The sequence below is a fragment of the Maribacter litoralis genome, from assembly GCF_902506355.1.
Lineage (GTDB): Bacteria > Bacteroidota > Bacteroidia > Flavobacteriales > Flavobacteriaceae > Maribacter > Maribacter litoralis.
Window position 1 is genome coordinate 3897309 of sequence record NZ_LR733271.1, and the last position, 19285, is coordinate 3916593.

Annotated in this window: 21 protein-coding genes; 13 read left to right on the top strand and 8 right to left on the bottom strand. The window is 34.7% G+C overall.

Annotated features, from left to right (window positions below):
- Positions 1 to 243: 243 nt before the first annotated feature.
- Positions 244 to 1578, bottom strand: a complete 1335-nt coding sequence (locus EXIGUO8A_RS16480; RefSeq protein ID WP_159304000.1) for a serine hydrolase domain-containing protein — start codon at positions 1576 to 1578, stop codon at positions 244 to 246.
- Positions 1579 to 1637: 59 nt separating this feature from the next.
- On the bottom strand, positions 1638 to 2039 hold the full coding sequence (locus EXIGUO8A_RS16485; RefSeq protein WP_159304001.1) for a DUF2452 domain-containing protein: 402 nt from the start codon (positions 2037 to 2039) through the stop codon (positions 1638 to 1640).
- 106 nt (positions 2040 to 2145) lie between these two features.
- Between EXIGUO8A_RS16485 and EXIGUO8A_RS16490 the strand changes: the two genes are divergently transcribed.
- From EXIGUO8A_RS16490 to EXIGUO8A_RS16505, 4 genes are read left to right on the top strand one after another with little or no spacing between them, the layout of a single operon-like run.
- The gene (locus EXIGUO8A_RS16490; RefSeq protein ID WP_159304002.1) at positions 2146 to 3657 is read left to right on the top strand and encodes an FG-GAP repeat domain-containing protein; all 1512 of its coding nucleotides are present in this window, start codon (positions 2146 to 2148) and stop codon (positions 3655 to 3657) included.
- 5 nt (positions 3658 to 3662) lie between these two features.
- A complete protein-coding gene (locus EXIGUO8A_RS16495; RefSeq protein ID WP_159304003.1) occupies positions 3663 to 4088 on the top strand; it encodes a 3D domain-containing protein in 426 nt (141 codons plus the stop codon).
- Positions 4085 to 4759: an N-acetylmuramoyl-L-alanine amidase gene (locus tag EXIGUO8A_RS16500; RefSeq protein WP_159304004.1), complete on the top strand. Its 675-nt coding sequence runs from the start codon at positions 4085 to 4087 to the stop codon at positions 4757 to 4759. The genes EXIGUO8A_RS16495 and EXIGUO8A_RS16500 overlap by 4 nt, the downstream gene beginning before the upstream one ends.
- A 13-nt stretch (positions 4760 to 4772) precedes the next feature.
- Positions 4773 to 6236: a M14 family metallopeptidase gene (locus EXIGUO8A_RS16505; protein WP_159304005.1), complete on the top strand. Its 1464-nt coding sequence runs from the start codon at positions 4773 to 4775 to the stop codon at positions 6234 to 6236.
- Positions 6237 to 6308: 72 nt separating this feature from the next.
- Here EXIGUO8A_RS16505 and EXIGUO8A_RS16510 read toward each other — a convergent pair whose 3' ends face one another.
- Positions 6309 to 7139, bottom strand: coding sequence for an OmpA/MotB family protein (locus EXIGUO8A_RS16510; RefSeq protein ID WP_159304006.1), 831 nt, complete (start codon positions 7137 to 7139; stop codon positions 6309 to 6311).
- A 202-nt stretch (positions 7140 to 7341) separates the two neighbouring features.
- Positions 7342 to 8433 carry a vWA domain-containing protein gene (locus tag EXIGUO8A_RS16515; protein ID WP_159304007.1) on the bottom strand — a complete coding sequence of 364 codons (1092 nt, stop codon included), beginning with the start codon at positions 8431 to 8433 and terminating at the stop codon, positions 7342 to 7344.
- Between the two features lie 207 nt (positions 8434 to 8640).
- On the opposite strand from EXIGUO8A_RS16515, the gene EXIGUO8A_RS16520 reads away from it, so the two are divergent.
- The 3 genes from EXIGUO8A_RS16520 to EXIGUO8A_RS16530 are packed head-to-tail and all read left to right on the top strand — an operon-like array spanning position 8641 to position 11363.
- Positions 8641 to 9651: an XdhC family protein gene (locus EXIGUO8A_RS16520; protein WP_159304008.1), complete on the top strand. Its 1011-nt coding sequence runs from the start codon at positions 8641 to 8643 to the stop codon at positions 9649 to 9651.
- 1 nt (position 9652) lies between these two features.
- Positions 9653 to 10270, top strand: a complete 618-nt coding sequence (locus EXIGUO8A_RS16525) for a nucleotidyltransferase family protein (RefSeq protein WP_159304009.1) — start codon at positions 9653 to 9655, stop codon at positions 10268 to 10270.
- A gap of 1 nt (position 10271) precedes the next feature.
- Entirely contained in the window at positions 10272 to 11363 is a 1092-nt protein-coding gene (locus EXIGUO8A_RS16530) for an amidohydrolase family protein (protein WP_159304010.1), read from the top strand.
- Between the two features lie 3 nt (positions 11364 to 11366).
- Here EXIGUO8A_RS16530 and EXIGUO8A_RS16535 read toward each other — a convergent pair whose 3' ends face one another.
- Positions 11367 to 11513 (bottom strand): hypothetical protein, encoded by a 147-nt coding sequence (locus EXIGUO8A_RS16535; RefSeq protein ID WP_164674097.1) that lies wholly within the window; start codon positions 11511 to 11513, stop codon positions 11367 to 11369.
- Between the two features lie 146 nt (positions 11514 to 11659).
- On the opposite strand from EXIGUO8A_RS16535, the gene EXIGUO8A_RS16540 reads away from it, so the two are divergent.
- Both EXIGUO8A_RS16540 and EXIGUO8A_RS16545 read left to right on the top strand, forming a co-directional pair.
- Positions 11660 to 12148 (top strand): RNA polymerase sigma factor, encoded by a 489-nt coding sequence (locus tag EXIGUO8A_RS16540; RefSeq protein WP_159304011.1) that lies wholly within the window; start codon positions 11660 to 11662, stop codon positions 12146 to 12148.
- Positions 12149 to 12151: 3 nt separating this feature from the next.
- Positions 12152 to 12751 carry a hypothetical protein gene (locus EXIGUO8A_RS16545; protein WP_159304012.1) on the top strand — a complete coding sequence of 200 codons (600 nt, stop codon included), beginning with the start codon at positions 12152 to 12154 and terminating at the stop codon, positions 12749 to 12751.
- A 5-nt stretch (positions 12752 to 12756) separates the two neighbouring features.
- On the opposite strand, the gene EXIGUO8A_RS16550 is transcribed toward EXIGUO8A_RS16545, so the two are convergent.
- Entirely contained in the window at positions 12757 to 13386 is a 630-nt protein-coding gene (locus tag EXIGUO8A_RS16550; protein ID WP_159304013.1) for a GntR family transcriptional regulator, read from the bottom strand.
- 151 nt (positions 13387 to 13537) lie between these two features.
- On the opposite strand from EXIGUO8A_RS16550, the gene EXIGUO8A_RS16555 reads away from it, so the two are divergent.
- The gene (locus tag EXIGUO8A_RS16555) at positions 13538 to 14320 is read left to right on the top strand and encodes a hypothetical protein (protein WP_159304014.1); all 783 of its coding nucleotides are present in this window, start codon (positions 13538 to 13540) and stop codon (positions 14318 to 14320) included.
- A 245-nt stretch (positions 14321 to 14565) separates the two neighbouring features.
- Here EXIGUO8A_RS16555 and EXIGUO8A_RS16560 read toward each other — a convergent pair whose 3' ends face one another.
- On the bottom strand, positions 14566 to 14712 hold the full coding sequence (locus EXIGUO8A_RS16560) for a hypothetical protein (protein WP_159304015.1): 147 nt from the start codon (positions 14710 to 14712) through the stop codon (positions 14566 to 14568).
- Positions 14713 to 15600: 888 nt separating this feature from the next.
- Here EXIGUO8A_RS16560 and EXIGUO8A_RS16565 point away from each other — a divergent pair.
- Entirely contained in the window at positions 15601 to 16059 is a 459-nt protein-coding gene (locus EXIGUO8A_RS16565; RefSeq protein ID WP_036154395.1) for a cold-shock protein, read from the top strand.
- A 15-nt stretch (positions 16060 to 16074) separates the two neighbouring features.
- The gene (locus tag EXIGUO8A_RS16570; RefSeq protein ID WP_159304016.1) at positions 16075 to 17037 is read left to right on the top strand and encodes an EamA family transporter; all 963 of its coding nucleotides are present in this window, start codon (positions 16075 to 16077) and stop codon (positions 17035 to 17037) included.
- Here the strand turns inward: EXIGUO8A_RS16570 and EXIGUO8A_RS16575 are convergent.
- A complete protein-coding gene (locus EXIGUO8A_RS16575) occupies positions 17003 to 17590 on the bottom strand; it encodes a pseudouridine synthase (protein ID WP_159304017.1) in 588 nt (195 codons plus the stop codon). The two genes, EXIGUO8A_RS16570 and EXIGUO8A_RS16575, sit on opposite strands and share 35 nt — an antisense overlap.
- A 117-nt stretch (positions 17591 to 17707) precedes the next feature.
- On the opposite strand from EXIGUO8A_RS16575, the gene EXIGUO8A_RS16580 reads away from it, so the two are divergent.
- Positions 17708 to 19261, top strand: a complete 1554-nt coding sequence (locus EXIGUO8A_RS16580; protein WP_116769035.1) for a DEAD/DEAH box helicase — start codon at positions 17708 to 17710, stop codon at positions 19259 to 19261.
- The last annotated feature ends 24 nt before the right edge of the window (positions 19262 to 19285 follow it).

Sequence of the window (19285 nt, forward strand, 5' to 3'; positions counted from 1 at the left end):
TTTTATCTCAAAACTAAAAACAAAAACCACCCTAAACTAAAAAGAGTCCGATCAATGAAGATCAGACTCTTTTACGAGAACACTATATGAAAATGAAAAAATTTTATTTCGTTTTTAACAACAGTGTAAATGTATGTAGGATCTCTAGTTTTTAGAAACTATTGTTGTCACGTTAACGCTTTCTGTTGTGAGTTCCTTAAGATTTGTGGTTTTACCCCACGAGTGCCCTTATCTATACATCCTTTAACGAATAGACCTAATGATTTCCTTTAACAGCGTATTAAATTGCTCATCTGTTTGTTCTTCCAAACCAGTGCGTACTACAACTAGGTCTTTAGATGGTATAATAAAAATTCGCTGACCTTGAAATCCGTTTACAGAGTACAGGTCTCGTGGTATGTCTGGGTATTTACCATTTGCATTTAGCCAAAAATGTGCTCCATATACTCCGTCAGAGTTTTCGGTTGGTTTAGAAACATAGTCCACCCACGATTCCGAAAAAATACGTTCACCGTTCCACATACCTTTATTTAAATACAAAAGACCAAATTTTGCCCAATCTCGCGTGGTTGCCCATGCATAAGAAGAAAGTACATAGTTACCCGATAAATCGGTTTCCAATACCATCGAATTCATTCCTATTTTGTCGATTAATTCTTTGTACGGAAAATCTAAATATTCTTGATGCGTAGCAAACTGCTCACGTAAAATACCCGACAATAAGTTTGTAGTGCCCGAAGAATAGTTCCAAACTTCGGTTGGGGCAGCAATAACGTTTTTATTGCGTTGGGCTACCGTCATGTCAGAAGCTAGAAAAAGCATGCGGGTAACATCAGATATTTTAAAATAGTTTTCTTCCCACTCCAAACCACTTTGCATGCGTAATAGGTGGTCAATGGTAATGTTGTTCTTTAAATTTTTCATTTGTATCTCATCGGCAAACGGCTTATAATCCATCTTCATGTCACCTTTGTACTCTAAAATTCCGTAAAGAGTTGCCAAAATACTCTTGGTCATGGACCATCCTAATATTTTTGTATCCTTTGAAAATCCTCTTATATATTTTTCACCTATAATTTGGTTTTTATGAACTACCAATAACGATCGTGTTCTCTGCTCTGGATCTTTAAAAGCATTTTCAAAAGCAACCTCTAACTTATCATAATCAACATTTGCCAATACTGTATCCTTTATGCCGTTATTACCAAATGGGAAAGGCAGGGTATCTTGTACTTTAATTCTATTTGGTACGATATCGAAATTATGTTCAGAAAACTCCTCGTTCGTCAATACCGCACCTAAACCTTCTTTATATACCGCTTTTCTTGGCATAAGACCATAAACACTGGCCGTAGCTGAGTTATCTTCAGTAGAAACCTCACAGTCGGACAATTTAATTAAAGGCATTTCATGATCGTTCAACATAATATCTACCGGTTCTCTTTCCGCTATAAAAACACTAGACGCCATGCTTTTGGATGCATAACCGGAAATAAGGTTGAGCTTGGGATAATTAAAATATGCCGCAGCAATAATACCGACCAATGCAATACCTAAAAGCAATTTAATTTTTTTCATTCTTATTATTTTAATGTTCTAACTGAGGGGAAAGAGTACTTGTATTTTATAAACTAGACCTATAATTTCTGCCAAGTTTTATCTGCAGATAATTTAAAGCTTCCTAAATGATCAAAATTGCATTCCTGTGGTAAAATCAACGAAAGAAAGGTACTTTCATCTTTGGCTCTATATAAATGATATTCCTTACCAACAATAGGTTCAAAACTGAATTTAGCATTGTAGACCAAATTATTGTATTCAAAGGCGTCCATTAATTTGTTGTACGCCTCTTGTAGTGCTTCGTACTTTGCCTTAAACTGGTTATTGGCACCTATAATATTGGTGTTTTTCCATGAGGTGACATCGGGAGGTGTAATTTTTGGGGCAGCTACACCACTTGCAAATGGAAGAAGCTTTCCATGATATTCTTGTGAATCTTCGTTAAAGACTACATTATCGGGTTTTTTTTCTTTTTTCATAGTACTACAAATTTAAAGAAAAGCCTTCATTTATACCTTGCAGGATTTTAAGGGTATAGGTATCTTCCATTTTCATATTATTCACTATAATTAATCATTTTAATTAATGAATTTAAAATTATGCTTTTACGGGTTTTTATTGGGTGTATTTTTTTCATGTAATACAAAGAAACCATCTAGGGAACAAGCCCTATTTACCAGTTACTGCGCCAGTTGTCATATTGCTCCGGATATAGCATCTTTACCGAAAGATATTTGGAAAAATGAGGTGCTTCCAGAAATGGGGGCTAGAATGGGAATCAAAACCGCAGGAAAACATCCGTATTACAAATTACCCTTTCATGAGCAAATTGCAGTTATTAAGACCGGCACCTATCCCTCAATACCTATAATACCATTAGAAGATTGGAAATTACTGCAGGAATATATAATCAACCTGGCTCCAGATAGTCTAATAAATAACAATGAAATCATTGAAAGCAAACCGTTAACCACTTTTAATACGACACCAATTCGTTTAGACAGTATAAAAGGTAGCTTAATTACTTATTTAAATATCGATACAAAAGAAGGGAACATAGTAACCGGTACTCGAAATGGCGAATTGAACAGTTATAATCTCGATAAAAAATCTTATACATCTTTAGGAAACTTTAATTCTGCCATTATCAATGTACGACTTTTACATGATAGTATTTATGTTACCAATATGGGTAAAATGGACCCCAATGAAATACCAAGAGGAGAAACTGTTCTAAGAAAGGGAAGTGAAACGGCTATTTTGCAGGATTCCCTACATAGACCTGTACACACGTTATATTTAGACCTTGATAAAAATGGTAGTGAGGAAATTGTTATTTGCGAGTTTGGAGACCTAAGAGGACAATTGACCTTATTGAAGAAAAATGAATTTGGGTTTTATGAAAAACAAGTACTACTAGCTTTACCAGGTGCATTAAGGGTAATACCTAAAGATATGAACAACGATGGTAAAGAAGATTTGGTAGTGCTGTTTGCTCAAGGTGATGAATCGGTCTATATATTATACCAACAAGAAAATTTAAAATTTGAAGCGGAAAAGGTATTACGGTTCAGTCCGGTTTATGGCTCTAGTTGGTTTGAACTTGTTGATTACAATAATGACGGATATGACGATATCATTACCGTTAACGGTGATAATGCCGATAAATCTTTTGTAAACAAGCCTTACCACGGCATGCGCATACATTTAAATGATGGCCACAATAATTTTAAGGAAACCTACTTTCATCCTTTAAACGGAGCTACTAGAATTATAGCCAACGATTTTGATCAAGATGGTGATATGGATTTTGCTTTATTAGCTACTTTTCCAGATTTTGACAATCATCCGGACTATAATTTTGTGTATTTAGAAAATAAAGACAGTGAATCCTATAACTTTTCACAAGAGCATTTTAACAATACCCAATTAGGCAGATGGTTTTTAATGGATGCTGGCGATATCGACGGTGATGGTGATGATGATATTGTTTTGAGTGCACTTAGTTTTTCTTTTACACCGGTACCTAAGCATCTAGAAGAAACATGGAATGAAAGCTATACCGATTTACTAATTTTAGAAAATACCCTACATTAGTAGGTATGATAAAAAAGTTATCCATTGTATTTATCCTCATAATAACCTTGAGTTGTGTAGATAAACCCGTGGATGATAAATATAACTGGGTGCCAATTGAGGTAACTGCTACCGCGTATAATTCGCTTCCGTATCAAACATCATATGAGCATCCGGCAATAACAGCTTGGGGAGATTCTATAAAGCCCGGTCAAAAATGGATCGCTGTTTCTCGCGATTTGCTAAAAAAAGGACTTTTGTACAATACAATGGTAAAGATCGATACTTTTGAAGGTGTCTATCTTGTGAAAGACAAAATGCACTCACGTTGGCGAAACCGAATAGATATCTATATGGGCGAGAACATTAAGAAAGCAAAAGAGTGGGGTAGAAGAAAAATTACCATATTATATGCTGTTGAAAAAGACAGTACAGAACAACTATTAGAATGAAAAAATACCTTTATTACTTCTTGTTATTAGGCTTCTGCTCATGTTCCACTACAAAACCAATTGTTGAACGCCCCATTACCTTTAATGAAGAACGAAAAGTTTTAACTTTAGAATATTTACAGAACAGATACGGATTGCAGCAAGATTCACCAGAGATCGACCCAAATATGATCGTATTACATTGGACGGTAATACCCACATTTGAAAAGTCTTTCGAAGCTTTTGATCCAGCAACCTTGCCCAATTGGAGACCCGATATTAAAAATGTAAGCGGTTTAAATGTTTCATCGCAATTTATGGTCGATAGAGATGGTACCATTTATCAATTATTGCCAGAAACTACTATGGCACGGCACGTTATTGGTCTTAACCATTGCGCTATTGGTATAGAGAATGTTGGTGGCACAGAAGAATTGCCGCTAACAAAAGCACAGTTAAAATCTAATATTTGGTTAGTGGAATATTTAAAGGATAAATATGACATTGACTATTTAATCGGTCATTATGAGTATACGTTATTTGAAAATCATCCACTGTGGTTAGAACAAGATGAAGGCTACCGTACCCAAAAAACCGACCCAGGTCCTGAATTTATGAATAAGGTTAGAAAAGCCGTAAAGAATTTAAACTTCAAGGAAGTACCAACAAACACATCGAACGAAATTAATTAACTATATGACCCAAATGAAACATATTTTACTAGCAACTATTTTTCTTTGCTCATTATCGGCTCTTTGCCAAACCGATAATATTACCACACAATTGTATGATACTTATGAGAACTATAAGGAAAGTACCATAGGCAAAAGACGCATAAAGCATGCGGATATTCAGCCATTGATAGCTGAAATTTCTGCGAACAAAACATTTAAAGTCTCTACCGTTGGAAAATCTATAGGTGGAAAAGACTTAAGCCTAATCAGTATCGGCAGTGGAGATACCAATGTTTTTCTTTGGTCTCAAATGCATGGTGATGAATCCACGGCTACACAGGCAATATTCGATATTTTAAACTTCTTTGAAAGTCCGGATTTCTCTAAGGAAAAAGAAGAAATCCTTGCTAATTTGACCGTTCACTTCTTACCAATGTTGAATCCTGATGGGGCAGAACTATATCAACGCCGTAACCTTTTAGGAGTAGATATTAACAGGGATGCTTTGCGCTTACAGTCTCCAGAATCTCAAACATTAAAAAGAGTACGAGATAGTCTTGATGCCGATTTCGGATTCAATCTTCATGACCAAAGCACATATTATAATGCAGAACGTACAGAAAAGCCTGCTACAATATCTTATTTAGCACCTGCATATAATTATAAAAAAGACATTAATGAAACCCGTGGCAATGCCATGAAGATTATTGTGTTCATGAACGAAATACTTCAAAAATACGCCCCTGGTCAAGTAGGTAGGTATAATGATGATTTTGAACCTAGGGCTTTTGGTGATAACATTCAAAAATGGGGAACAAGTACAATTCTTATTGAATCTGGTGGATATCCTGAAGATACCGAAAAGCAGGAAATTAGAAAATTGAACTACGTTTCCATATTATCTGCGATCTATACGATAGCGAAGAAATCATATGAAAATATAGCTATTGAGGAATATGAGAAAATTCCCGAGAACGATAGAAAATTGTTCGATTTAAAAATTGTGGGAGCTACGTATAAGCTAAAGGGTAATAACTATATCATTGATTTGGGTATGAACCAAATTGAAGTAGACTACCCAGATCACAAATCTTTTTGGTATAGTAGCCGAATGTTAGACCAAGGTGATCTTTCTACATATTACGGATATGAAACCCTAGATGCATCTGGTTATACCATTAAACAAGCGAAAGCTTATCCTAAAACCTTAAATTCATTTGAAGAGGTAAAAGCGTTAAATTTTAAAGATGTATTAAAGCAGGGCTACGGTTATATACGTTTATCTTCATTTCCATCAAAACATATTAATTCTCCTTTTCCCGTTCATTTAATAGGTGAAAAATATAAAGTTCCAGAACTTAATTTAATGCCAGGTATTAACCCTACATTCTTTTTGGAAAAAGCGGGAGTCATTGAATATGCCATCATCAACGGCTTTCTGGTCAATTTAAAAGAGAATACTATCAATGTGCCAAATGGTATGATCTTTAGATAGTCAATTCAATATTTTGAGCATAAAAAAAGGGAAGCATTTGCTTCCCTTTTTATCTATATAGAACCGAAGTTCTTACAAGGTATCTTCAGCATCTAAAAGAGCAAAGAACTTATCTAAGTTAGGTAAGATAACGATCTTGGTTCTTCTGTTTTTTGCCATGTTTTCTTTAGTATCGTTCTCCACTAATGGCAAGTAACTACTTCTACCTGAAGCTATTAATTGAGAAGGGTCAACATCATACTCTTTCTGTAATTTACGTACAATTGATGTAGCACGTTTTACACTTAGATCCCAGTTATCTGTAACCATAGGAGTGTTGATCGTTCTAGAATCTGTATGACCTTCTACCATAACTTCCATACTTGGCTCAGACTTAATTACATCTGCCAATTTTTTAAGAATATTGTCTGCCTTGTTACTAACTCTATAACTAGCTGTGTTAAACAATAACTCATCAGAAATATTGATCATTACTACAGTTTTATCAATACTAACGTCGATATCTTCACCTTCATCAGAAATTGATTGCTTCAATTTATAAGAAACTGCCAAGTTCATTGAATCTTGTAATGTTTTAGCACCTGCTAATTTTGCAGGATCAACATTTTTCAACGTATTTCTCATTTTAGCCTTTGTGTTATTGCTCATTACGGCAACATCATCAACAGTTGTGAATTGGCTATCGTTCATTTCCTTTAATGAATTGATTTTAGAATTGTACTCCTCAACACGTGCTTCTATACGTGCCATTTGAGATTCTAACTCTTCTTTTTCAACTTGAGTCTTTTGTAAAGTACTTTGGGTTTGAGATAAGTTATCTTCTAAGGCAACATATTTCTTTTTAGAAACACATGAAGTTAAAAGCGTTATAGATACTATAGTAACTAAGGATAATCTTTTCATCTTGTTCTTTTTAATTAATATTAGTTTAATCGCTTTTATATACGGCCTAAACAGAAATACGGATGTTTAAATTTTTAACTCAATCCGTTTAGCCCTATAAAATGCTGGCACAACAAAATGATTTTCAAGGGGTTGCTATTTCGCTAAAGAGCAAAAAAAGAAGCATTTTCATGCTTCTTTGTATAATTTGAAAGTGAGTTTGTTATTCGCAACCTCCTGTAAATCCGTTTGCACTAAACTTGGTTTGTACTGCTCCTTGTCTAGAACCGGTATTGATTTCTATGGCTAAATTATTCTCACCACTACCATCTCTTTTAGGGCTGCAATATTCAAATAAGTAAAAACTATTTGCTCTTTCAGATACTTTGTCGGAGATATCTCTAAAGGTTGCTTCTAATTCATCTTTGTTCGTAGCGAATACGCTGGCAGTCTTACCAACAGCCGTTAGTACTTCTGTATCTATTTCTGCTCCTAATCCAATACTGAAGAAGGAAATGTTGGCATTTGCATCTTCCACTTTATCCAATGCGGCATCTTCGGTATAACGAGAAGCTTGATCGGTACCATCTGTAAATATCACTACCGATGCAGCGCCAATTTTATCATCTTGTGTTGATACGTTAATTAGATCAGACGCTATATCGGTCGATTTAATTACCGCTCCGTATAAATCGGTTGATGGGTCATTACTAATGTCATCGGTGATTCCGTCAACAGCTATTTTTAATTCATCTTTTGATGGGGTCAACTCATTTAACAAATGCAGTTCATCTTCTCCATCAAACCAGTAGATAGCCATTTGTACGGATTCTTGAGCCGTTGCTGGCATTACGGCATCAATAAAACTAGTGGAAGCCAATTTTAATTCTTCTAAACTGCTACTTAAAACACTATTACTTAAATCTAAAACAAGTAAGGTGTTGTTAGAGAAAATCTGTGAATTTGGTGAAATACGTGCCGATGATTCTGAGGTTGAAATAGTATTGAAGCAATCATCATTTCTACCTTGCTCATAAATAGTAAATTGATCTGCCGTTAACCCCGGAACAGGATTTCCACTGGTATCGGACACTTTGAAAAATACAGATACCTTACCTGGTAATGTTGTATACTGATCTTGTATTGAAAGTACTAATTCACCTTCTTCCAATCCTAAACATTCATCAACTACGGTACCTTCTCCAAGTCCGTCACCTGTATTCAAATCCAAGCTAACATCATCATCTGCGTTACCACAAGAAACTAGTAGGGTAACCATAAAAAACACACTGAATGTTTTTAAAAAATTTTTCATATTCAATTATTACGGGTTCAACTAGCAGAACGCACAATGTTAATTTAAATTATAGTGAAGCTTAAAATTAATGTTAAAGATTGTTAAAGCGTATTCCTGTAAGTTCCAAATAATCAAAACACCTATATTTCATTAGGTTTATACAAAATAAATAATAAGAATATTAGCCTTAATTTTACTACATTAGAAGGTGTAAAGCGGTAATGAATGACCCACGAGTTTAAAAACATTTTTAAAGAATATAGAATTGCCAAGTCGGCTAATATCAAATGCGTTTTGGCAACCGTAGTCGATTTAGACGGTTCTTCTTATCGTAGACCTGGTGTTAGAATGCTAATACGTGAAGATGATGTAATGATCGGTGCGGTAAGTGGCGGCTGTGTAGAAAAAGAGGTTTTATTTCAGGCTCAATCGGTTTTTCAAAATGGCACCTCAAAATTAATGACCTACGATGGCAGGTACAGGTTGGGTTGCGAAGGTATTCTATACCTATTGTTAGAGCCTTTTGCCCCAAACAATGATTGCTTATATGCTTTTGACCAAGTTATAGAGAATAGACAATCGTTCGAATTACGAACGGCGTATGAAAAAACATATGGTGAGCTCAGTGGTTATGGTACTTTTATTAAGCTTAACGATAAAAACTTTTCTTTAAATCAAAATACAACCGCACAAAAATCAGCTTTACACTTTTCGCAGACGATGAATCCTTGTCAACGACTTTTATTAATTGGTGGGGAACATGATGCCGTGCAGTTAGCGCATTTTGGGTTGAGCATGGGCTGGGAGGTAAGTGTTGCCGTTACGCCAAAAGAGGATAAATCCTTAGAAGATTTCCCCGGAATTGATTCGTTGTTGAACTTTGAACCCGAAGACTTTCCGGTAGAAACTGTCGATGCTAATACCGCTGTGCTATTAATGACGCATAGTTATGTAAAAGACTTAAAGTATCTATTGACTCTTAAAGATTGTAAACCAACTTATTTAGGCGTTTTAGGCCCGGCGAGAAGAAGAGAAAAATTATTGTCGGAATTAATGGAATTGGATATGGATATTGACCTTGATTTTGTGGAAGGTATACACGGTCCTGCAGGGTTGAACATCGGAGCAGAAACACCGCAGGAAATTGCAATATCTATACTAGCTGAAATATTAACGGTGATTAGAAAGACCGAACCTATGATGCTCAAAGATAAATTGAAAGAAATACATCATTAAAATGCCGTTACAAATTGCTGTTCTTATTATGGCTGCCGGTGCTTCTACACGAATGAAAGGCATTAAGCAACTGATGCCCTGGAAAGATTCTAACTTTCTTTTAGAAACCATAAAAACTGTTCAAAAATGTCATGTTTTGAACATTACTATTGTTTTGGGTTCTAATGCCGAATTGATATCAAATCAGTGTCAACTAAATGATTTGGATGTTCATGTAATAACAAATACCAATTGGGCTGAAGGATTGGGAAATAGTATTGCACATGCAGTTAAGGTGAAGCTACAACAGCAGGAAACCTATGACGGTATTTTAATTTGTCTCGCCGATCAACCTTTACTTTCCCATGAATACCTAAACAAAGTTATTAATGAATTTGAGAAGCATCCTGAAAAAATTATAGGTACAAATTACGGTAAAAGAGTAGGGGTGCCTGCTTTGTTTCCAAAAATATATTTCTCGGAATTGTCAAAACTAAAAGGTGATTCCGGAGCTAAGCTATTTTTAAATAAGCAGTCCGAATCCATAATTTCCTTGCAAGCAAATAAGCAAATTATTGATATTGATACTAATGCAGAATATGAACAATTAATGGCACATACCAATAAAACAAAGATATAATATGAACAAACTTAAGACTACCCTTCTATATAGTATTATAGTTCTAGCAACATCACCACTCTTCGCTCAAGAAATGGGTTTTGAAGAATACAACCCAACGTCAACATTAATAGTTCCAGGAGCTGAAATCACCAAAGCAAAATTTCCGTTCATTGACATACACAGTCACCAAAGAGATATGTCTGTAGCAGCTCTCGACGGATTAATTGAGCATATGAATGCTATGAACGAAGCCATAATGGTGAACTTAAGTGGTAGATCAGGTGAAAGTTTAAAAGAGAAAGTTGATAACATCAACAAAAGTTATCCAAATAGATTTGTGGTATTTGCCAATGTAGATTTTGAAGGTGCCAAAGATATGGCATGGGGAGAACAAGCAGCGAAACAATTGGAACAGGATATTAAGAATGGAGCAAAAGGCTTAAAGGTTTTTAAAAGTTTGGGATTAAGAAATAAAGATGCCAATGGTGAACGTTTGGCAATAGATGATCCCCGTTTAGACCCTATTTGGGCAAAATGTGCAGAAATGGGCGTTCCGGTTTTAATTCATGCAGCAGACCCAAAGTCCTTTTGGGATGATATGGATGCAAAAAATGAACGCTGGTTAGAATTAAAAACACATCCAAGAAGAAAACGTAGCGCAACAGACCCTGCTCCGTTCGAACAAATTATTCAAGAGCAGCATAATGTGTTCAAAAAGCATCCAAAGACAAAATTTGTTAATGCCCATATGGGGTGGCACGCCAACGACCTTGAAAAACTAGGTCAACTATTAGATGAAATGCCTAATATGAACGTAGGTATTTCTGCTGTAATTGCAGAATTAGGTAGGCAACCACAGAATGCCAGAGCTTTCTTTGTTAAATATCAAGACAGAGTGTTATTTGGTAAGGATAGTTGGAAACCAGAAGAATTTCCAACCTATTTTAGGGTACTTGAAAGTAATGACGAGTATTTTCCATACTATAAAAAATACCATGCTTTTTGGGCAATGTACGGTTTAAATTTACCCGACAAAGTGTTGAGGAAATTGTACTACCAAAACGCGCTAAACCTTATTCCCGGTTTAGATACTTCTTTGTTCGAAGAGTAAAACCTATACCTTTTTCAGTACAACGGTTTCTTCAACTACAGGAATATCCTTTACATCTTGAAAAATGCCACATGAAACTTGTTTCTTGACCAAGCTTTGTGTGCTTTTTCTTTTTGTCAATGCTTCTATCTCAGGATTTAAAAACTGCATATCGTGTATATTTTTTTAATAAAACGTACATATGTGTCTCATGTTGTACGAGTTAGAATTAATTTACCCTAATTTAAAAAAGAATTTACCTGAAAGTGTGACAAATGAGAAAATCAACATACTAATGGGGAAATAAGTTTTAAGAGATGCAGAAAGAAGTGGTCTTCACAAATTTAATACGAGAACATCAAGGACTTTTGTATAAGGTAACTTCAATTTACACTGATAATAAGGAAGATCAAGAAGACCTTTTTCAAGAAGTAGTCTTTCAACTTTGGAAATATTTTGATTCGTTTCGTAATGATGCCAAAATAACAACTTGGATGTATCGCGTGGCAATGAATACATCTATCACATTTATAAAAAAGAAAAAGAGACGACCAGATTCCGTTCCAGTTGCTGAAGTCTTTATTAACGAATCTGATACCCATGACGAAGTTTTCGAAGAACGATTACGGTTACTTTATCAGCATCTAAAACACCTGAATACGTTAGAAAAAGGACTCATTTTTCTATTGCTAGAAGGTAAAAGTTATAATGAAATAGCACAGATTACGGGCTTGAGTGCCAGTAATGTGGGTACCAAAATATCTCGAGTAAAGAAAAAATTAAAAACGAACATGACAAATAAATAAATCATGGAATTAGAACAACTACAATCTGCTTGGACAAAAATGAGCAATGAATTAGACCAACAAAAGAAATTAACGAACAAAATCATATTAGACATGACAAAACAGAAATATCAGAACAAATTCACTACTATTACCAAGTACGAATCTTTAGGCGCATTGGTATGTTTCGCAATCGCATTATTTGTAATCTTTAACTTTAACAAATTAGATACTTGGTATTTGCAGGCATGTGGTGCATTTACGCTCTTGTTTTTAATTGTATTGCCGGTTTCAGTGTTATCAACTCTAAAAAAAATCAAGAATATCGATATTTTAAAAGGATCTTACAAAGAGAACCTTAAAGTATACGTGCATACAAAAAATAGATTGCTCAGGTTGCAACAGATCGGAATTGTGGTTGGTTTTATTGGCTTGTTTTTCATTGTACCGGTAACCTCAAAAATAATTTCTAACAAGAACGTTTTTCTAAATAGTTTAAAAACGGAACAAATTATTACTTTGACCATAACATTGGTTGCCATGGCTTTTTTCTGTAATTGGGCATACAAAGGGTATAAAAAGATTACCCAATCTGCACAAGAGCTTTTGCAAGATTTGGAGTAAGCGAATTATTCGGTAAGCTTCTTTTGAATATAATTTAAAATCAGCATCCAATTCATTTTCAATAGGAGAGAGGCGGTTGGTACATTATCATCTGCGATGGCAGAAATTATCGCCTCGTGCTGGTTATCAGATTTGTTGTAGAAAGAATCATCATTAGTAAAAGCATGTTCATAGAAGAACAAACGTGTTTTTAGGTCATTCAGAATTTTTAATGCCAACTCGTTTTTATAACCTTTGGTGAGCAACCTGTGAAACTCAAGATCAGCTTGAATTCTACTTATAGCATTTGGCGCATTTTCAAAAACCTCTTGTTGCTTCTTTAAGTTTATGATGTGCTCTTCGTTAAATTCAGAATTTTCAATCGCCATTACCTCCAAATTAGCTACCAATTCATATAAATCTTCCGCTTCTTCTACGTCTAGTTCTGCAATTATGAAACCTCTGTTGGGTATCGCTTTAATTATATGTGCTTGTTGAAGTTGGGTCAATGCCTCGCGAATAGGGGTAACACTAACCTTTAAATGCCTGGCAAGTGCCGCCAAATTAATGGTCTTGCCTATTTTCAAATTGCCGGTAATCATTTCAGACAAAAGGTAATCGCGCACTTGATCCCTCAAATTTATTTTAACTAGCATACATTAAATATAGTATATCGTATACGGTTATAACTGGTATATCGATAACATTATTATAAATGATGGAATTATAGTCTGTAAAAGTACCCTTAGACCATACTATGTAAGCGTTTTTATCGTTTTGACTATACAACCCTACAAACAATTAAACATGAAAAATCTAACATCCCATTTAAAAAAGGGTATTCTTTTATCCGGAGTATTATTAATGGCCTATAGCTGTAGTGATGATGATACTACTGCAGAAGAGGTAACATTAACCCAAACTGAACTAAAAGCGGTTCTAGAAACCGATGAAATTACCGGTGGTATTGATCTGGCATTATATGAGTTATCTTCAAATAACGGAAGTACAGGTAAATCTACAAGTAATGAATGTTATAGTGCCGTCTATTCAGATTCCGGCTATGTGGCAACCTTTAATAACTGCGTATTAAATGGAACAGAAAATGTAAATGGTACTTTAAGCGTTACTTATGACCAACAGGGAGAAACTGGTTCTTTTACAGCAAGCTATGTTGACTTCTACGTCGGTGAAATAAAAATTAATGGAACCAGATCATTTACATTCAGTACAAATTCAAGTGATAGCGCCATAACTTTTCAGGTTACCAGTGAAATGACCGTAGAAATGGAAGATGGCTCTATTATAGCTGACAGCGGAACCAAGTCTACAACAATTGCATTTAATGATACCACTACATATAGTATCGAAGGCAGTTGGACCGTTGTTTTTGAAGGTAACACTTATAATGTAAACGTTAATAACGCATTAACAAGTGAAATATCTTGTTCTTATGTTTCTAGTGGTGATATGGATGTTTCTAAAAACGGACTATCAGTAAATGTTGATTTTGGAGATAGCACTTGTGATAATATTGCCTTGCTTACCTACCCAAATGGAGTAGAAGAAGAAATTACATTAGAGGATTAAATCAAAATAATAAACATTGAAAAAGGGATAAGACTTGTAAGTCTTATCCCTTTTTTTTAGCTAACTCAAAGAATTATTTTAAATTTTTAATGGGTGTATTGTCTACTTGCAACCCATTGTACTCTCTTACTTGCTTTAAAGCTTGAAAAGAAAGTGTTTCTTCTTGTTTCCGTTGGTGTGTTTCTAATAAAAGTTCTCATGATGTTCGTATTTTAAATCTGGTGATTAGTCAGATGGATTGATGATTAATTGTTTTTTGATGTGATGTGTGATGAATATTTATGTGTAAACTGTCTGCTAGCTACCCATTGTACTCTCTTACTTGTTTTAAAGCTTGAAAAGAAAGTGTTTCTTCTTGTTTCCGTTGGTGTGTTTCTAATAAAAGTTCTCATGATGTTCGTATTTTAAATCTGGTGATTAGTCAGATGGATTGATAATTAATTGTTTTTTGATGTGATGTGTGATGAATATTAATGTGTAAACTGTCTACTTGCTACCCATTGTACTCTCTTACTTGTTTTAAAGCTTGAAAAGAAAGTGTTTCTTCTTGTTTCCGTTGGTGTGTTTCTAATAAAAGTTCTCATGATGTTCGTTTTTAAATCTGGTGATTAGTCAGATGGATTGATGATTGATTGTTTTTTGATGTGATGTGTGCTGAATATTAATGTGTAAACTGTCTGCTAGCTACCCATTGAACACGTTTACTGTTTTTAAATGCAGTTAAAAAGGCATTTCTTCTTGATTCCGTTGGTGTGTTTCTAATAAAAGTTCTCATGATATATTGTTTTTAATTGATGATTAATAATTCTGTTATACTTACTAGACGACCATTAATAATTTTTGTTACAGTACTATGCATAAAAAGGTACTGTTTTTAACAATTTAATAAACTGATATCACACTAAATAATTGATATTCAGTCATTTAAAATTATCATTAAATTTTAAATTTTAACAGTTATAATTGTAATTAGGAATTGACGGACAGGTGAAATGGAACTTTTTAAGTCTTAAAAAGTAAAATCATTCATTATAATGTATCTTAAAATTGAATTTAACTTTAAGTCTTTTAAAACTTTGGCAGTTTGAGTGCCAGTAATGCTAAATAATTGAAATACAAATCATATCTTTGTAGAACTTTAGAGGGATGCATATAATATCTGCAATGACCTTACAACAAATGACATCGTAGTTAACCCATAAGCTTTCCATTGGTTATCAACGTCACTGCGTATTTCAATCCCTTTACAGTAAAATCTATTATTATCATTAAAATTACGAATGGCAAAATCGCAACAAACATTTAATAAAACTGAAAAAGAAAAAAAACGCTTAAAGAAGCGCGAAGAAAAGAAGAAAAAAATGCTAGCCCGTAAAGCGGCTGCAAAAGAAAATGGTACTTCTGGTATTCCTCTTGCTTATGTAGACTTCAATGGAAACCTGGTAGATACACCGCCAGATCCTGCTATGAAAGTAGAAATTGAAGCAGAAGATATCGTTCTAGGTATTCCAAAGAAAGAAGAAGGAGATGTAGAAGAGTTTGATCCGGTAAGAAACGGTAAAGTTTCTTTCTTTGATACTACCAAAGGTTTTGGTTTCATTATCGACGCTGAAAATAACGAGAAATATTTTGTTCACGTTAGCGGACTTATTGATGAAATCATGGAAAACGACAAGGTTTCTTACGAGCTGGAAAAAGGCATGAAAGGCATGAACGCAGTTCGTGTAAAGAAAATCTAGTACACAAAATTTTCAATGGCAAAAATGCAACGTAACACCGTTCTGGTCGTATTGTCATTTTTTGCCATATATTTCATTTGGGGATCTACCTATTTGTGGAATAAAATTGCAGTAACCGAATTACCTGCCTTTATGTTGGCAGGTATTCGTTTTGTGACTGCCGGAAGCTTAATTTTTATTATTTCAAAACTATTAGGCTTCTCACTAAAAATCACCAAGCAACAATTTAAAAACACTTTTATTGCCGGTTTTCTGTTTCTTACATTTGGGAATGGAGTAGTGGTTTGGGCTTTAAAATATGTGGACAGTGGGTTTGCAGCACTTGAAGTATCGGCACAACCTTTAGTGGTATTGCTCATGATGCGTGTTTTGCAGGGCAAAAAAATTCAACCCATGTCAATCATTGGGGTTATTCTAGGCATTACCGGTATTTTTCTATTAGTAAGTCAAAAAGAGGTTATTGCTCAAGAAGGAGCCATATTGGGTATGGTACTAATATTTATTTGTATGCTTAGCTGGTCTTATGGTAGCCTATTTGTTGGTAAAGCTGTCTTGCCCAAAAATTTCTTTGTCAATACCGGTTATCAAATGCTAACAAGCGGATTATCTCTACTCGTTATCAGTACACTATTTGGAGAAAACTGGACATCACCAGTTACTTGGAGTCCAAAAGTGTTATGGTCAATGCTACTCTTAGTTACATTTGGCAGTATCATTACTTTTACGGCGTTCAATTATTTACTTCGTATTGTTTCTCCAGAGAAAGTAGCAACATCTACGTATATAAATCCCATAGTAGCTATGATTTTAGGATGGTATTTTTTAAATGAAACCATCACCGTACAATCTGTTATGGCTTCGGTTGTTTTACTAACTGGCGTGTATTTTATAAACACTAAAAAAAGCCTTACTATTCTTTCTAGATTCTCAGGGAAACGTATTCCTAAAAAGATATCGGATCAAGAGTTACCTCATTAACTTCTGTGGGGTTCATATGTTCTAACCTTATAGTACCTATTCGTACTCGTACTAAACGAAGGGTTGGAAACCCCACTGCAGCAGTCATTTTACGTACTTGACGAAATTTACCTTCATTAATAGTTATGCTGATCCAACTTGTAGGTCTATGCCTGCCTATTCTCAATGAAGAATGTGCATCGGGTAGTGTAGGTGGTTCTTTTAACAATACTACGGAACAAGGTTTGGTGGTATATTTCTTGCCAAAGACTCCAATGTTAATGCCTTTTGTGATTTTTTCAATCGCATCAGAATTAATGATGCCATCTAATTGGGCTAGGTACTCTTTTTCAATACCCAACCTATTAATGGTATCGCTCAATTTCCCATCGGTAGTCATTAATAACAATCCTTCCGACTTCTCATCCAATCTACCTATGGGCATTATTCCTTCAGGAAAACTAAAAAGCTCACTTAAAAATCGCTTTTTACGGAGTTGACGGTCTTCACCGGAAGATATTTGGCTTAGCATACCCACTGGTTTGTATATTTTAAAATGAAAATGTTCCTTCAATTTTACCTATTACAATTAATTTCTATTACATATGGTCGCAAAAGATACCCTTTTTAACCCATGAATTAGTAATAAACTAGCGAGATTGTTACCTTTGCACACTCCAGAGAAGATTTTATGCAAGAGACAGTTTTTGAACTACAGGACAGAAAAACAGATAAAGAACTTTACAGCTACCAACAAGGAGCAATTCAACAAATATTTGACAAGTTCGATTCAGAACGAGATGATTATCACCTTCTATACCAATTACCTACAGGTGGTGGTAAAACCGTAATTTTTTCGGAAATAGTACGTCAGTACCTTAAAAACCATAACAAAAAGGTTTTGGTAATGACCCACCGTATTGAACTGTGCAACCAAACATCTGCCATGTTAACCAGTTTTGGCGTTGTCAATAAAGTGGTAAACAGTAAAGCCAATCTTGATGATCAAGAGCGCTATAGCTGTTATGTTGCTATGGTTGAAACGTTGAACAATAGATTAAACGATGACCAATTAGATATTTCTGATGTCGGTTTGGTTATTATAGATGAGGCTCACTACAATTCTTTTACCAAGTTATTTAAGTTCTTCGAAAATTCGTTTGTTCTTGGCGTAACAGCTACGCCGTTAAGTTCTAATAAGGACTTACCAATGAACAAAAACTATGATGAACTTATACCTGGCGAAACTATAGAAAACTTAATTGCCAATGATTTCTTGGCAAGGGCAGAAGTGTTTCATTATGATATGGGACTAACTTCTTTGGAAATTGGTTCTAATGGTGATTATACCGTTAAATCATCTGCTGATTTATATACGAGTCCGGCAATGTTAAGTAAGCTTTTAGAAGCTTATACCAAACATTCAAAAGGTAAAAAAACATTGATTTTTAATAATGGTATTGAAACCTCTATTCAGGTTTACCATACTTTTCAAGCTGCAGGTTTAAACATTATGCACCTTGATAATACCGCTACAAAGAAACAGCGAAAGCAAATATTAAAATGGTTTAAAGAAACACCTGATGCTATTTTAACGTCAGTAAGTATTTTAACCACTGGTTTTGATGAACCTACTATTGATACTATTATTCTTAACAGGGCAACAAAATCATTGACGCTGTACTACCAAATGATCGGTAGAGGTTCTAGGGTATTGAACAATAAATCTAAATTTACGGTTATTGATTTAGGTAACAATCTATACAGATTTGGTCCTTGGGGAGCAGATTTGGATTGGGGAGCCATTTTTAAATCTCCCAATTACTACATGGATCGTATTCGTGACGATGAAGACATTGAAAGCGATTTTAAACTTGACCTATCTGAAGAAGTTAAGGCGGAGTTCAAAAACTCCAAGGAAACGTATTTTGATATAAAAGAGACTTACGAGACAGCTACTTTTGCGGGTGAATCATCTAAAGTAGTTCTTGAACGATCTATTGCTCAACACGCTTACATATGTATTGAAAATAGTGAAGATGTGTATGATGCCATTGCATTGGCTAAGCTATTAAAAGAAGATATTGATAATAGAATACACGTTTATGGAAAATGTATCAGTAAAAGCACGTATAATTTCTTAAGCTGGTTAAAAGACGATTACCAAAAGAAATTAAACGCATACTTACGCGAAAATTTTGATAAGGTCTTTGAAGAAATTCATGGTCATCCACCAGAAGATTAAATAGTACAAAATTCAAAAGGGCTG

What these genes read in the sequence shown, in the direction of transcription:
- EXIGUO8A_RS16480 (WP_159304000.1), bottom strand. Translation starts at nt 1,578, where the DNA reads ATGAAAAAAATTAAATTGCTTTTAGGTATTGCATTGGTCGGTATTATT.
- EXIGUO8A_RS16485 (WP_159304001.1), bottom strand. Translation starts at nt 2,039, where the DNA reads ATGAAAAAAGAAAAAAAACCCGATAATGTAGTCTTTAACGAAGATTCA.
- EXIGUO8A_RS16490 (WP_159304002.1), top strand. Translation starts at nt 2,146, where the DNA reads ATGAATTTAAAATTATGCTTTTACGGGTTTTTATTGGGTGTATTTTTT.
- EXIGUO8A_RS16495 (WP_159304003.1), top strand. Translation starts at nt 3,663, where the DNA reads ATGATAAAAAAGTTATCCATTGTATTTATCCTCATAATAACCTTGAGT.
- EXIGUO8A_RS16500 (WP_159304004.1), top strand. Translation starts at nt 4,085, where the DNA reads ATGAAAAAATACCTTTATTACTTCTTGTTATTAGGCTTCTGCTCATGT.
- EXIGUO8A_RS16505 (WP_159304005.1), top strand. Translation starts at nt 4,773, where the DNA reads ATGAAACATATTTTACTAGCAACTATTTTTCTTTGCTCATTATCGGCT.
- EXIGUO8A_RS16510 (WP_159304006.1), bottom strand. Translation starts at nt 7,139, where the DNA reads ATGAAAAGATTATCCTTAGTTACTATAGTATCTATAACGCTTTTAACT.
- EXIGUO8A_RS16515 (WP_159304007.1), bottom strand. Translation starts at nt 8,433, where the DNA reads ATGAAAAATTTTTTAAAAACATTCAGTGTGTTTTTTATGGTTACCCTA.
- EXIGUO8A_RS16520 (WP_159304008.1), top strand. Translation starts at nt 8,641, where the DNA reads ATGACCCACGAGTTTAAAAACATTTTTAAAGAATATAGAATTGCCAAG.
- EXIGUO8A_RS16525 (WP_159304009.1), top strand. Translation starts at nt 9,653, where the DNA reads ATGCCGTTACAAATTGCTGTTCTTATTATGGCTGCCGGTGCTTCTACA.
- EXIGUO8A_RS16530 (WP_159304010.1), top strand. Translation starts at nt 10,272, where the DNA reads ATGAACAAACTTAAGACTACCCTTCTATATAGTATTATAGTTCTAGCA.
- EXIGUO8A_RS16535 (WP_164674097.1), bottom strand. Translation starts at nt 11,513, where the DNA reads ATGCAGTTTTTAAATCCTGAGATAGAAGCATTGACAAAAAGAAAAAGC.
- EXIGUO8A_RS16540 (WP_159304011.1), top strand. Translation starts at nt 11,660, where the DNA reads ATGCAGAAAGAAGTGGTCTTCACAAATTTAATACGAGAACATCAAGGA.
- EXIGUO8A_RS16545 (WP_159304012.1), top strand. Translation starts at nt 12,152, where the DNA reads ATGGAATTAGAACAACTACAATCTGCTTGGACAAAAATGAGCAATGAA.
- EXIGUO8A_RS16550 (WP_159304013.1), bottom strand. Translation starts at nt 13,386, where the DNA reads ATGCTAGTTAAAATAAATTTGAGGGATCAAGTGCGCGATTACCTTTTG.
- EXIGUO8A_RS16555 (WP_159304014.1), top strand. Translation starts at nt 13,538, where the DNA reads ATGAAAAATCTAACATCCCATTTAAAAAAGGGTATTCTTTTATCCGGA.
- EXIGUO8A_RS16560 (WP_159304015.1), bottom strand. Translation starts at nt 14,712, where the DNA reads ATGAGAACTTTTATTAGAAACACACCAACGGAAACAAGAAGAAACACT.
- EXIGUO8A_RS16565 (WP_036154395.1), top strand. Translation starts at nt 15,601, where the DNA reads ATGGCAAAATCGCAACAAACATTTAATAAAACTGAAAAAGAAAAAAAA.
- EXIGUO8A_RS16570 (WP_159304016.1), top strand. Translation starts at nt 16,075, where the DNA reads ATGGCAAAAATGCAACGTAACACCGTTCTGGTCGTATTGTCATTTTTT.
- EXIGUO8A_RS16580 (WP_116769035.1), top strand. Translation starts at nt 17,708, where the DNA reads ATGCAAGAGACAGTTTTTGAACTACAGGACAGAAAAACAGATAAAGAA.